Origin of the sequence: Acinetobacter sp. neg1 (assembly GCF_000788125.1) — a bacterium.
GTDB lineage: Bacteria > Pseudomonadota > Gammaproteobacteria > Pseudomonadales > Moraxellaceae > Acinetobacter > Acinetobacter vivianii.
On the sequence record NZ_JSZD01000020.1, the window covers coordinates 412,014 to 426,027 of the forward strand.

General features: G+C 39.7%; 13 protein-coding genes. 10 read left to right on the forward strand and 3 right to left on the reverse strand.

What is annotated here, in order from left to right:
- Positions 1-12: 12 nt before the first annotated feature.
- The 5 genes from PJ15_RS16185 (at position 13) to PJ15_RS16205 (ending at position 5,639) form a co-directional block, all read left to right on the forward strand.
- On the forward strand, positions 13-375 hold the full coding sequence (locus PJ15_RS16185) for a 5-carboxymethyl-2-hydroxymuconate Delta-isomerase (protein ID WP_005256921.1): 363 nt from the start codon (positions 13-15) through the stop codon (positions 373-375).
- A 229-nt stretch (positions 376-604) separates the two neighbouring features.
- Positions 605-3,379: a type VI secretion system Vgr family protein gene (locus tag PJ15_RS16190; RefSeq protein ID WP_047432562.1), complete on the forward strand. Its 2,775-nt coding sequence runs from the start codon at positions 605-607 to the stop codon at positions 3,377-3,379.
- On the forward strand, positions 3,372-4,100 hold the full coding sequence (locus PJ15_RS16195; RefSeq protein ID WP_047432563.1) for a hypothetical protein: 729 nt from the start codon (positions 3,372-3,374) through the stop codon (positions 4,098-4,100). Before PJ15_RS16190 ends, PJ15_RS16195 begins: the two co-directional genes overlap by 8 nt.
- 15 nt (positions 4,101-4,115) lie before the next feature.
- On the forward strand, positions 4,116-4,571 hold the full coding sequence (locus PJ15_RS16200; protein WP_047432566.1) for a hypothetical protein: 456 nt from the start codon (positions 4,116-4,118) through the stop codon (positions 4,569-4,571).
- Between the two features lie 69 nt (positions 4,572-4,640).
- Positions 4,641-5,639 (forward strand): hypothetical protein, encoded by a 999-nt coding sequence (locus PJ15_RS16205; protein ID WP_047432569.1) that lies wholly within the window; start codon positions 4,641-4,643, stop codon positions 5,637-5,639.
- Between the two features lie 59 nt (positions 5,640-5,698).
- Here the strand turns inward: PJ15_RS16205 and thiM are convergent, their stop codons facing one another.
- Both thiM and PJ15_RS16215 read right to left on the reverse strand, forming a co-directional pair.
- On the reverse strand, positions 5,699-6,514 hold the full coding sequence (gene thiM, locus PJ15_RS16210; RefSeq protein WP_047432571.1) for a hydroxyethylthiazole kinase: 816 nt from the start codon (positions 6,512-6,514) through the stop codon (positions 5,699-5,701).
- A 33-nt stretch (positions 6,515-6,547) separates the two neighbouring features.
- Positions 6,548-7,708 (reverse strand): hypothetical protein, encoded by a 1,161-nt coding sequence (locus tag PJ15_RS16215; protein ID WP_047432573.1) that lies wholly within the window; start codon positions 7,706-7,708, stop codon positions 6,548-6,550.
- 346 nt (positions 7,709-8,054) lie between these two features.
- Between PJ15_RS16215 and PJ15_RS16220 the strand changes: the two genes are divergently transcribed.
- Positions 8,055-8,528: a DUF2147 domain-containing protein gene (locus PJ15_RS16220; RefSeq protein ID WP_047432879.1), complete on the forward strand. Its 474-nt coding sequence runs from the start codon at positions 8,055-8,057 to the stop codon at positions 8,526-8,528.
- Positions 8,529-8,740: 212 nt separating this feature from the next.
- Positions 8,741-9,214, forward strand: a complete 474-nt coding sequence (locus PJ15_RS16225) for a DUF2147 domain-containing protein (protein WP_004771644.1) — start codon at positions 8,741-8,743, stop codon at positions 9,212-9,214.
- Between the two features lie 57 nt (positions 9,215-9,271).
- Here PJ15_RS16225 and PJ15_RS16230 read toward each other — a convergent pair whose 3' ends face one another.
- Complete coding sequence (locus PJ15_RS16230) at positions 9,272-9,529, reverse strand: hypothetical protein (RefSeq protein WP_004652954.1); 258 nt, start codon at positions 9,527-9,529, stop codon at positions 9,272-9,274.
- Between the two features lie 342 nt (positions 9,530-9,871).
- Between PJ15_RS16230 and pepN the strand changes: the two genes are divergently transcribed.
- The 3 genes from pepN (at position 9,872) to PJ15_RS16245 (ending at position 13,781) form a co-directional block, all read left to right on the forward strand.
- On the forward strand, positions 9,872-12,478 hold the full coding sequence (gene pepN, locus PJ15_RS16235) for an aminopeptidase N (protein WP_047432575.1): 2,607 nt from the start codon (positions 9,872-9,874) through the stop codon (positions 12,476-12,478).
- A 113-nt stretch (positions 12,479-12,591) separates the two neighbouring features.
- On the forward strand, positions 12,592-13,278 hold the full coding sequence (locus PJ15_RS16240) for a dienelactone hydrolase family protein (RefSeq protein ID WP_047432882.1): 687 nt from the start codon (positions 12,592-12,594) through the stop codon (positions 13,276-13,278).
- Between the two features lie 65 nt (positions 13,279-13,343).
- The gene (locus tag PJ15_RS16245; protein WP_004771648.1) at positions 13,344-13,781 is read left to right on the forward strand and encodes an RDD family protein; all 438 of its coding nucleotides are present in this window, start codon (positions 13,344-13,346) and stop codon (positions 13,779-13,781) included.
- Positions 13,782-14,014 lie beyond the last annotated feature (233 nt).

Genomic DNA, 14,014 nt, shown 5'->3' on the forward strand with positions numbered 1-14,014 from the left:
GAAAAATAAAAAATGCCTCATCTCGTTGCCAATTATTCAGCAAATCTCACTGAACTTGATCAGCAAACATTACTCAGCAGCGTCAATTCGGCATTGATTGAAACAGATCTGTTTAGCCCGAATGATGTGAAGTCTCGTATTTTTAAAGATGATGCTTTTCTGATTGGTATGGGCGAATCTCAAGATGCTTATATTCATCTAAAGCTGTATTTGCTGAGCGGTAGAACCGAGGTGCAAAAGCAGAATTTAGGTAAGGTCTTATTGGCAATACTTGAACAAAAAGCCTATCTGCCAGTAGAAAATCAATTGCCGCTACAACTTTGTGTCGAAGTGATTGATATGCCAAGCGAGTATTATTTTAAAGCAAGCGTTTAATTTTATCTGAATCAACTTCACTTGATTGGAGAGGTAAAGTTGATTCGATTCTAAATAAAAAATATTCATTATCTGGCAATAATGAGCTCGCCGTGAGCTATGTTTTTATTTTCTCAAATGATTTTTCCTACAAGGAAAAAAGCTGGTGGGCGCGTAACATTAAAAATATAGACAAGTATGTATGCTGTTTATAAAATGCGCCAAATTTTATTAAATAATCTATAAAAAGATGCTGAATAATATCTTTCAAGCTTTAGAGACTTTAGGGCTGAGCGCGCAAAAACGTGCGATCCATGCTCAGTTCTCCAACTCATCTTTAAATGATCAAGTATTCTTACAATATTTAGAAGGCACTCATCAGCTCAATCAGGGCATTGACCTTCAACTGGTCTGTCTTTCGACCAGTGCCATAATTCCATTAAAAAACTTTATCGGCAGTCAGGTTGCGATTGATATTGTAACCGACAGAGCTGAACTGAACCGTATCTCAGGAATCGTGACCCAAGCCGATGTCGGTGCAAGCGATGGTTCGCTTACCCTTTATAAACTTCGTGTCCAAGATCCAACTGCACTATGGAAGCATCGACGCAATAGCCGTGTTTTTATGGCGAAATCAGTCGTTGATGTGATCCAGACCATTTTTAAAGAATGGCAGTCAAAAAGTCCATTATTTGCAGCGAGTTTGACATTGGATATCAGTGGACTCAGCAAAGACTATGATGTCCGTCCTTTTATCATGCAGAGCAATGAAAGTGATGATGACTTTGTTACCCGTTTGATGCGGAGTGAAGGGATCAACTGGCTGATTGATGAAGCCAAGTTAAAAGTTGCTAGCTCAAGTGAGCAGATTGAAGCACAGAAACTCAGATTAATTGATGACAACACTCAATATAACGCTTTAGAACGTCGTAATATTCGTTTTCATCGCAGTAGTGCCACGGAAACTCAGGACAGTATCACTGCATTCGTCGCACAGCGTTCATTGCAACCTAATGCGGTACATGTACAACGTTGGCAAGCCGATGCTTTGGAACAGGAAGAAGGCGCTGGTAGCGTTCAGAGCAAGCATCATCATAGTGATCAACATGATAACCAACAGCTCGCATTGGAACAGGCATGGCACTTTTCACCCGCGTGGATTCAAGACCTGAATGGTGAAGATGGCACGACCAGAGCGGGCAATGCCCAGATCGAAAAACTGAATCAGAATCTGGGACAATACTACGATGCTCAAGCCAAGCAGTTTGTTGCAAGTTCTACAGTTCGGGATACGCAGGTGGGTTATTGGTTCGAATTGAATGAGCATCCTGAAATTGATCAGCATCAGGGTGCTGATAAAGAGTTTTTAATTACCTCAAAAAGCTTTTATAACCAGAACAATTTGCCTAAGGACTTGACGGATCAGGTTCAAACTTTGCTTCAACACAGTCAGTGGCATTTAAAAGGCTTAAGTGCTGAGCAGTCGGATGAGCGCCAAGCGAACCAGTTGACGCTACAACGCCGTAATATTGCATTGGTGCCAGAATATAATCCATTGCAACACCGACCAGCGGCACATCCACAACGCGCTAAAGTGGTCGGGCCGAGTGGCGATGAAATCCATGTCGATGGATGGGGACGGATTAAAGTCAGATTCCTGTTCACGCGGGCAGATGATCATAGCCATGATGGGGGGGCAGGCGCCAACAATAACGATACCGATTCTGCTTGGGTCGATGTGCTTACCCCGTGGGCGGGTGAAGGTTACGGCGCACGCTTTTTACCGCGTATTGGTGAAATCGTGGTGATTGACTTCTTTGATGGCAATATTGATCGTCCTTATGTCGTCGGGAGGATTCATGAGGCGCAACGTAGTCCGACCAAGTTTGACAATGCTGGCAAGCTACCTGATACCAAAAAACTCGCAGGGATCAAATCCAAAGAATACCAAGGTGAAGGCTTTAACCAGCTGCGCTTTGATGACACCACGGGACAGATCAGTGCACAACTGCAAAGTAGTCATGCTGTCAGCCAACTGAATCTCGGTAAACTCTGCCATCCAAAAGATAAAGCTGAAAGTGAAGACCGTGGTGAAGGCTTTGAACTGAGGACTGACCAATGGGGCGCAGTGCGTGCGGGTCAAGGTTTGTTGCTGAGTACGCAGAAACAGGACCAGGCGCAAGGCGAGCATTTAGATGCACAGCCTGCCAAACAGCAGCTTGAGGGCAATCAAAGTAATACCAAAGCATTAAGTGAAGTTGCCAAAAATCAGCAAACTGATGAGATTGAATCAGTTGAACAATTAAAAGAATTTGCCGAACAGATCGAAGAAAAAATTGCTAGATTTAATAAAGCCTTATTGCTACTGAGCTCACCTGCAGGAATTGGTCTGAGTACCAATGAAGATATTCATGTTTCCGCAGATGGGCAAATTAATCAACTGGCGGGCGATAGTATTAATCTAAGCACACAAAAGAATCTAATTACGCATGCTCAAAACCGAATCAGTCTGTTTGCAGCACAGAATGGGATTAAGCAGGTGGCTGCGAAAGGTAAATTTGAAGTGCATGCCCAGTCGGATGGTATGGATTTACTTGCCAAGCAAGAGATTCAAATTATTTCGACCGAAGATCGTATTGAAATTACTAGTCCAAAAGAGATCGTGATTACCGCAGGCGGTTCTCAAATCAAGCTGAATGGCTCAGGTATTTTTCCTGTTACAGGCGGTAAGTTTGAGGTGAAGGCAGGGCAGCATTTGTTTATGGGCGGGGGAAAAGTTAATATGATTAGAATGGCTATGCCTGATATAAGAATTAAAAATGAACATAGGAACTTTCAAGCAGTAGATGCTAACAGTAGTGAAGTTTTAAAAGAAATCTCTTACTCAATATTAAATAAAAGAACTGGTATAAAGATCTATGGAGTTACTGATGAAAATGGTATGACAAAAACAATAAAATCTGCTGAAAATGATGAGTTAGAAGTTAAATGGTTCGACCAGCAGGATAGCCTAGATAATGACTAAAGTAACAAAAAGTACAACAACAAGTACTTCAAACCCGCCTACTCAAAAAGTTATATTAAAACCAGAGGCAGAGCTGCACTTGTTGGTGGGTAGTTCTTATGGTGAGGGAAAAACTGAATCACCATATGGGCATACTGCTGTCTATATAAAATTAAAAGGTAAAGACTATATTTATGATTTCGGTCGCTATGGTAAAACTAAGCCAGAAAGTATCGGACCATTTACCTTAGAGGGATCTAATAGCCCCCGAGGTGAAGGGGTACTCAGAGTTTGGGATGATTTTCAAGCTTATATTGCTGATGAAAATAGACAGGGATTAGGTACTGCAAAGTCTAGGACAACATATGCTTATGGCTATAGAATATTTGATAGTCAGGCAATTAATGTTCTTAATTATTACAATAAGTTAATTGAAAACTCTCGTCCTTTCCAAGCAAGAGCGCACTTTAAAAGTTATATATTAGCTCAAGATTATTTTGCATTAGCTCCTAATTGTACGACTCAAAGTCTCGAAGCAACAAAAAAAGCAATCCCAAGTATGGCGAAGACTGGTTATAAATTTGTTAATGCAGAGAAAGTATTACCAACTACAGTCAAATTGGCATTTAAGGCAAGTAGTTATGAAATGCCAAAATATTTATTTTTACCTGATAACTTAAATGACTATTTGCTAGTATCACCTGATGTAAAAGTAGATATTAAAAATACATATCGACATTAAAATGGAGATAGAAATATGAGGAAAAATGTAATTATTGCTATCTTAATTGTGTTGGTATCAACTCAACTTATATTTAATTTATATTTTTGGAGAAATAAAGAAGTGCCTAAAATTCATGTCTTAGAACGACCTTTGCAGATAGCTTCAAATTTTGATAATTATTCTGAATATACTGTTCTGCCAGCAGGTACAGTTTTATATGATGATAGTGATTCTTTAAACAGAAGAGTGATGGTTTATTTTAATCTGCAAGGTGTTGATTTTAACTTTGTTGATCAAGATGCTGATATATTAAAGCAACCTAGTGAAATATCTGCTATTAGAACTGTTGATTTACCTAGAGTGTTAAAATCTATCCCTTTAACTAAGAAAGATATATTCTTAATTATTAAGCATGATGAGGATATTAATCCAAAAGTTCGTGAAATGTTATTCAAGAAATATAAAATAGATCCTTTAGAGTTTGAGTGATATTTAGAGGTAAAGTCTATTGGCAGTGAAGTAATAGAAGTTTAGGGTTTTGAGATTTATAGAATTTAAATGGTTGATTTAAATAAGCTAGAATTATTTCCAAAAGAAATCTATTTATTGGAACAATTTCTTTCGTATGATTATTACTATGAAACAGTAAAGCTATGGGAGGAGTTGATTCAATATGCAGAAGAACTATTAGATAAATATAGTGCTCATTTAGCACCCGATCATCGTGCCCAACATCCATCTCATCAAGCCAACTATGTCTGGGGAACCATTGTACTACCAAATTTTAAAGGAGTGTTACATCATTTAGTTGATGGCTTGGATGACTTAAAAGAGGGCTTTTTGCCTATATTAAGAAGAATGAGTGGCATTCGTAATGCTCTTATTGCTCAATGGAGAGATTATCCCTATGACTGGATGGATCATGTTGAAAAAGGCTCGGCTGCTATTTATAAAGCTAAACAGGATATTGTATCAATAAGAGCTAATAATACCTTTATTGCAAGTGATTACTATGACTCGCAATGGGACTATAAAGATCTATTAAAAAATGATTTATATAAAAGAGATGTGGGTATAGAGTATCCTCCAATATTACCTAAATATTATTTAAATCCTAATATAAGTGTAAAAACTGATGAACCAATTATGGTGACAGGTTTTTATCGATCTACTGAATCATATTCAGCATGTAAGTTTCTGATACATGAAGAAAAAATGTCAGCCAAGCATCCTGAAGACTGGAAATTAGCTCCAGAAGTTCAGTGTTTTAAAACGAATCCAGATCTTTTTACAACACCAGACACAATTGAGGATTCTGAGGATGTAGAAACGACATGGATACTGGTTGAAAAAATAGTTGAGGATGGTGGCAGCAGTTCGGTATTTAATGAAGAAAGAATATCTCAAAAAGGTGGAGAAAAAGTAACGAAAGCAGGTTATTGGTCTACTCCTGCACAACCATATACAAGACGTTATTTCATCCAAGGTGAAATATTGCCAGTGCTTCCTGAAGCAGATTGGGGCGAAGTCTATTGGTATTGGGATGGTGAAGAATAATCTATGCCTATAAGAATGAGCGCACTATGCAGTGCGTTTTATCCCGTACATATGCTGCCTTAAACAACCTCAATATCAACATATTGCTGGATTAAATTATCATCAAGCATATGCACATAATCCAAAAATGCGACATTAAAGCTACCGACAGTTTGTGCATGCTCAAATGCCAGTTTACCCGCTATGGCAAAATGAATATGAGCAGCCAGCGCTGCAATCGTAGATGGAGCAACGGCATGATAGGCTGCGGTTAAAGCACCTAAGGCACAGCCCGTTGCGGTAATCCTTGGCTGTAAATGACAACCACCATTGACCTGAATCACGGCATTTAACGGCTTGGAAATGATGAAGTCAGATTCACCAGAAATCGCTACACATTCAGTATATTGCAATAAACTTTTAGCTTGCGCGTAAACATCCTGACTATTCAAGGTGCTGTCTACACCTTTAGACTGAATGTTGTTACCTGCCAGTGTACTGACTTCTGAAGCATTGCCACGAATAATGCTTGGATGAAACTGTAGAAGTTGGTCGACGGTTTCACTACGCCATTTTAAAACAGCGCCATAACCTACCGGATCAAGCACCCAAGGCACTTGATGCTGCTGTGCCGTTTTAGCCGAAATTAACATAGCTTGGGTTTGTTCAGTGGTTGGTGTACCGATATTCAAACTGAGTGCAGCACTAATTTTTGTGAAATCTTCTGCTTCAAAAGGGTTATCGATCATCGCAGGTGAAGCACCTGCAGCCAGTAAAATGTTGGCAACATAATTATTGGCAACGCTGTTGGTCATGCATTGCACTAAAGGGGCTTGTTGTTGTAAAGCACGCCAAGCTTCAATGACTTGATCAATCAATTGTTGTTTTTGTGACATAACACATCCTTCATACAGGCTTTAATCTGGGAGTTAACGTGTGAAATAGTGATCTTGATGCTTACATTTACGACAGATTAATGAGACATAATCTTGAGCATCATAATCTACGATCAGGTCATTTGAACCACAATACATACAACGTTTCACTGAATAAAAATTTAAACGTGGCTCGATTTTTCGCCATGATTTCCAGACGGGCTGGATAAAAATACTTTCGTCATAACCCAAAAATTTAAATAATAATACTTCACTCATTTTACTGAATGGAATGGTGTAGGGGCGTGGTAAGGTTGTGGTTTCCCAACGTTCATTCAATGCCCGTTCACGATATTGTTCCAATGTCTTTTTCAGCAAATTGGTATTGATAAATTTATCATTTCTTGGCTGCAAGGCCTTTTGTTTATGCAGGTATTCCAAAGCAGTTTGAATCAAATAGAAAATCTGTCCGACTGCAAGCCCTTCCATGAGGCGATAACAAAATGCCTGAAAAGGACGATTTCCTGCAATCTGAATGCCCCAGGTGCGGCAATAGAACTGCATAAACTGTACGATTTCTTGGTACAGCACCAAATACAGCGCATCTTTTACTTCATCTGTGCTTTTAAAGGGAATCCCTAAACTCAGATTTTCATAAAACCATTGCCGTAATTGTTGAGTGATGCTGAATAGGCTTGGGTCTGCGTATCCATCAAGTCGAATATTCAAATAAAAATGTTCGGTTTCGATATTGCTGTCTTGCGACTTTAATACCCCAAGTTTCAGTAGCTCTTGGACGAGTTGATGTTGAAATAAGTAGTTAGGGGTAAAATCATGATATTTAATATTTTGCCAATGAATCAGCTCATCGTGTTGTACATCTTCACGAGCATATCGATCTAACAAGCTCAGCAAAAATAGCTTATGTAAGAAGCTCAGTTGATTGAGGCTATACACCACTTCATCTTTGATTTTATTTTTACGTTGTTCTTGCAAAATGGTTTGTTGGGTCTGTTTTTTACGACTTGCGGTACATTGCGCACAATGACAATTCAGTTTGCTATCGCTTTTAAATACCCGATGCTGGCAATGACTACATTCATGGAACTGGAATTCTTGTGAGTATTGTTCAGCTTCTATCCAGTTCATCGACGCTTGGCATAGAGGGCAATGGCTACTTTCATCTAACTGTTTTTGTAGAATCTGTAAATCCATTGATGTGAAACCTATGACCATTAAAAAGGGAATTATACATGCTCCATTGCTAGAGTGATGCAAAGTTTATAAACAGTTAAAAGGTTGTATTCAAATCAAGGCGAAAAATATGAGTTTTTTATTCAAGCTAAAGTGGACGAATGTTAAGGGTCACTCATCACGATTGCGTGAATAGGAACCGAACAGACTGTGCCAAGCCATAATCACTAATTATAAAATATGTGAATTGCTTAAAATTTTGTTTTATTTTAATGAATTAAATAATGCTGAGTTGTGTTGACTGTTTGTAAACGATCGCATAAAAATGAAGTTATAGATGGATCTATTTTGCATTACGGAGATTATTATGCAAAAAAATACACTCATGAAAGGACTCATGGGAAGTTACTTGGCTGTATTCATCAGCATGAGCTTTGCCGCAACACCAGAAGGCTTTTGGAAAAGTATTGATGACCGTACTGGGGAGCAACTTTCAATCGTTGAAATCAAGAAAAAAGCAGACAATACTTATACGGGAACGATTGTATATCGTTATCCAGTGCCCGGTGGTACGGTATTGACCCATTGTGTGAAATGTCCTGAACCGTTTAAGAATAAACCTATTCTGGGGCTGCAAATTGCATGGGGATTGAAGGAAGATCCAAAAAATCCGAATCAATTTATAGATGGTCGGGTACTAGAGCCAAAAAGCGGCAATATTTATAAAGGCAAAGCACAACTTAGTGCGGATGGTAAGCGTCTGCGTATGCGTGGATATATGGGTGTTTCTGCGCTAGGGCGCACACAAGTCTGGCTTCGTACCGATAGTGCAAATCCATAACTGTGTTTGATTTTTAAGAAAGCCTAAACGACTGGTTTGGGCTTTTTTATTTGTCTAAAGAATACTCATTATCCTATGAAATTAATCCATCAAATCCGTTATTTCTTATACAAATGAACTCTGGCGTACAGTGTAACTTTATGAAAATTGTGATAATTTTCGTGCTTTAAACCTATCTCTTTGAATAGGTTGTTTTTTTAGACGGGGTGAATATGCTAAATCGTATGCTCATGAAAGGAATCATGGGACTCACATTTGCTTGCGCGAGCGCAGCATCATTTTCAGCTTCAATTGAAGGTTACTGGAAAAGTATCGAAGAACGTACGGGAGAACAACTCTCTATTGTCGAAATCCGAAAAGGAAATGACGGACGTTATCATGGAAAAATTATTTATCGTTATCCAAATTCGCATGGAATTGCGCTAACAAACTGTACCAAATGTCCGGCACCGAATACCAATAAACCGATTTTGGGATTGGAAATTCTCTCTGGTTTTAGAGAGGATCCAAATAAACCAGATTCTTATATAGATGGGCGTGTATTAGAGCCAACTTCTGGTCGTGTCTATAAAGGCAAAGGTGTTGTCACTGGCGAAGGCAAACGTTTACGTATGCGTGGTTATATGGGTGTTTCCGCACTGGGACGTACTGTGGTCTGGCTTCGTACAGATAGTGCTACGCCTTAAGTGTGATAAAAAAACCTCGAATCGATTTTCGAGGTTTTTTATGGTTAAAGTGAATGGCTAAACAGGGCATGGTAAGTTTTCGTCCTCCTGTCCAATTTTTTTAGCGGCAATCAATGCCTGTACTTTTTTACTTGGCAGCTTTTCTTTGCCAAGCGCATCATAAGTATTCACAATATTGGTGACTTCTAGTGTGGTCAGCTCGATTCCTTCTGCTGTTAAAAAAACGGAAATGACATGATGATCCACACCTGCTTTTGCGAGATCATGGATCGCCTTGATATTTTCTAAACGATAAAGATGTGCTTTTAATTCCATCGTCATAGCCCTCTCTTATTTTATTTACCTACATTGGCATAATTGGTTAAGCAATAACCGTGCACAAAATGTAAAACTCAGCCAAAAAATGTAAGTTAGGCGATATAAGGCAATGGGTTGTGTAGTTTTTATTTAAGAATAGAAAACTGTGTTGTAATTTTGTCTAAACGTCCATGTTCTGTACGCATTCAATTTGAAAAGCAGAAGATTAAGCCCAATAAAACTGTTAAAACCCATGTAAGCGTCTAAAGACAGGTTGCTTAAGTTGGCGTATGATCGATTGATTAAGAAGTCTTGCCAACAAGACCATCTAAATGACATGATGAAAGATAAGGAATACTGATGAATATTGCGGCACAGCCTCCTGTACAAGCAGATCAAACCATTTATTTAAAAGATTATCAAAAGCCAGCTTTTTTAGTTGAATCGATCAACCTGGATATTCAGGTTTATGATGACCATACCCTTGTGGACTCAACATTGGTGATGAAGCGCCAAACTACAGGTGATTTAATCCTGTTGGGTCGTGATCTTGAATTAAAATCTATTCAATTAAATGGTCAGTTGCTCAATCCAGATCAGTATCGTTTAGACAGTGAGCAGTTGGTGATCACTGATGCACCAGATCAGGTCATTATTCAAACTCAGGTCGTGATTCACCCCGAATCAAATACCCAGCTTGAAGGTCTGTATCAGGCAGGTGACTTGTTCGTGACCCAGAATGAACCTGAAGGTTTCCGTAAAATTACCTTCTATCCAGATCGCCCAGATGTACTCGCTGAATTTACCACCCGTGTAGAAGCCGATAAGAAATATCCAGTATTGCTGGCAAACGGGAACTTATTGGAAACAGGTGATGCAGGTAATGGCCGTCACTTTGCGATCTGGCAAGATCCAACAAAAAAACCAAGCTATTTATTCGCTTGTGTGATTGGTGATCTAGCGGTATTGAAAGACCGTTACACCACTTCTGAAGGCCGAGATGTGGCATTAGAAATCTATGCGATTGAAAAAGATATTCCTAAATGTCATATCGCAATGGAAGCTTTAAAGCATTCAATGCGTTGGGACGAAGAACACTATGGCCGTCCTTACGACCTCGATAACTACATGATCGTTGCGGTAAGTCAGTTCAACATGGGCGCAATGGAAAATAAAGGTTTAAATATCTTTAATACTTCATGTGTATTGGCTGATGAAGAATACACTACAGATGCTGCGATTATGAGGGTTCAGTCGGTCATTGCTCATGAATATTTCCATAACTGGACAGGTAACCGAATTACTTGTCGTGACTGGTTCCAACTGTGCTTAAAAGAAGGCTTAACGGTTTTCCGAGATCAGTCTTTCTCTGAGGATTTGCAATCTGCTGCGGTACAGCGTATTGACGACGTAGCCGTATTAAAATCGCATCAGTTCCCTGAAGATGCGGGTCCATTGTCACATCCGCCACGCCCAGACCATTTCGTCGAAATTAATAACTTCTACACGGCGACCGTGTATGAAAAAGGTGCGGAAATTAACCGCATGATGGCGACATTACTCGGTAAAGAAAAATATCGTCAGGGTACAGATGAATACTTCCGCCGTCATGACGGACAAGCGGTTACGGTTGAAGATTGGGTTGCTGCATTGAGTGCAGGTTCAGGCGTAGATCTCTCCAACTTCCTGACGTGGTACAACCAGCCAGGTACGCCAAAGCTAGAAGCCAAAGGTGAGTATGATGCGGCTGCGCAAATTTATCGTCTCAGCTTAAAACAAAGCTTAAAAGAGCATCCTAAATATCCAGACTTGAAGGCAGTGCCGATTCCTGTTGCTTTGGCGTTATTTAATGCTCATACAGGTGAGCAATACACCTTGCACAGTGCTGATCTGTTTGTTAATGATGTAAAAGATGGCGTGTATTTATTTGATCAGGATCAAGCCACCATTGAATTTACTGGTGTGACTGAACAACCTGTCGCATCATTATTACGTAATTTCTCTGCGCCTGTGAATTTGGCATTTGATTATTCTGATGAAGATCTTGCCTTCCTGATTCAGCATGAAACCAATGGTTTTAACCAGTGGCAAGCCACACAAACTTTATTGGAACGGATTTTATTAGCAGATCACAAAGCCGATATTTATATTCAGGCCATTCAAAACACCTTACCAGAGCTAGTGAATAAGGATCCTTTGTTGGCATCACGTTTATTTGATGTGCCTAGCGAGAATTATTTAGGTAGCCGTATTGATCAGGACTACGAACCTGAGCTGGTACTGGAAAAGCGCGAAGCAGTGTTGAATCGTTTAGCACGGGAATTGGGTTTATTCTGGAAAGACACTTATCTGGCCTTAGATCCGGCATTGCAAAAAGAGTTTTCTTTGGCAATGGGGGTACGTGCGCTCAAAAATATCATGTTAAATATGCTGGCACGTCAGGGTGATGATGCGGTGTTTGAGCTGGCTTATGCGCAATATCAACAAACGGGCAATATGTCTGAACGTTTAGGCGCATTACGTGTTTTGGTCTGGAATGATGCACCACAGGCGCAAGCTGCATTAGCGGATTTCTATAACCGTTTTAAAGATGAAGCCTTGTCTTTGGATCAATGGTTTACCATTCAGGCATCTAATCCAAATGCGACAGCTGAAACCATTGAATATCTCACCAAGCATGTGGATTATGATCTCGGTACACCAAACCGTATCCGTTCAGTCAGCGGTGGTCTGGCAGCCAACCCTGTGAATACGTGGAGCTTTGGTGTTGATCATTTCATTGAGTTGGCAGCTTATCTGGATGAGAAAAATCCAATCTTAGGCTCGCGTTTACTGCAAGTGCTTTCTCGCTGGTACACTTTGGCTGAACCGCAACGCACTCAAGTCCAGCAAGCGCTTAAAGCATTGCAACCGAAAGTAAAATCTAAAAATGTAGCAGAGACATTAAATAGCTTGTTAAGTATTTAATTCAAGTTTCAAATACTTTGAGAAAAGGGATGTCGTCAGGCATCCTTTTTTATTTGACAATAATAATTGTCATAAATAGTATGGAAGCGATTCGAATGCAATGGATGACTGCAATGGAAATAAAAACAATCACATTACCGACACGTCAAATCGAAGTAGAAGTTTATGTACCAGCACAGGCTTCGGAAAAAGCGCCTGCGATTTTATTATTACACGAGTTATTCGGTATCCTTGATGTATATCGGGAAGATGCCCAGGACTTGGCAGAACGTGGCTATCTGGTTTATGTGCCTAATCTGTTTAGTGGCGGTGCAGTTAAATATTGTATTCGTGCGATGGTGAGCAAAGCAGGACGCAGTAACGCAGCGGATAGTGAGGTCAATCAGGAAATCCATGTATTGCTGGATGCACTCAAAGCAGATTCACGTTCAAATGGTCGTTTAGGTATGTTAGGTCAATGCTTAACAGGTGGCTACGTGATCCAGATGGCGAAACGTGACGATATGTTGGCACCTGTGGTTTATCATCATTCTTTAGGTATTGAAGGAGCAGGGATTCCGAAAAAAGAATCTCTGGATGACGTTCGTATTTTACAGGGGCACTGGTCGAATGTAGATCCATTTTGTCCAGCAACCAAGCGTAAGCAGCTGATCCAGCAATTGGGAGATCGGGTCGAAGCCTATACCTATAATATGCCGCATGGTTTTCGTAGCGTCAGTCGTGGATTGCCTGAAGCCAAAGTGGTCTGGCAACGTACGCTTGACTTTTTTGATCGGGAATTAAAACAAAACATAATATAAATCATTGGAACAACAGGTTATTATTGATAAATATTAACTTTTAGAAATAAAAAAGTGAGGGGAAAATGTCTGATAAATACGAGTATGCAGGCTTCTGGATCCGTGTTGGCGCAGCAATTATTGATTCAATTATCGTGATTGTGGCGATGATTCCACTAACCATGATTTTTGGTGGTGGAGAAACCACGGTGGCTTCTGATGGATTCTCATCATTCCAGTTCATGTCGACCTCAGACTGGATCTGGCAAATCATCACCGCCGTCTTTTATATTTTCTGCTGGATTAAATTTGCAGGTACACCAGGTAAGCGTTTATTGCGTTTAAAAGTGCTGGATGAAAAAACCGGTGAAAATGTAACGGTTGGGCAAGGGATTATTCGCTACATTGGCTATATTCCTGCAACATTGGTATTTTTCATTGGTTTAATCTGGGTCGCTTTCGATGCCAAGAAACAGGGTTGGCACGACAAAATGGCAAAAACAGTTGTGGTAAGAGAGCTTTAATTTAGACCGAAATTTTATCATGTAATAAAAAATTCATACGATAGGACTTGTGAATCAATTCGCATGTCCTATAATGCCTTTGAATTTATTCACGGAGATCCTAAATGGGTAGTTGTTCGAGGTTCGGGTTTAATCATCGATTAAATCAAAGCGAATACTGAACAAGATAGCCTATTAGGTTGGCTATCTTGCAATGAGATAGCTTTGATATAAATTTTTTAACCCTTCTATAA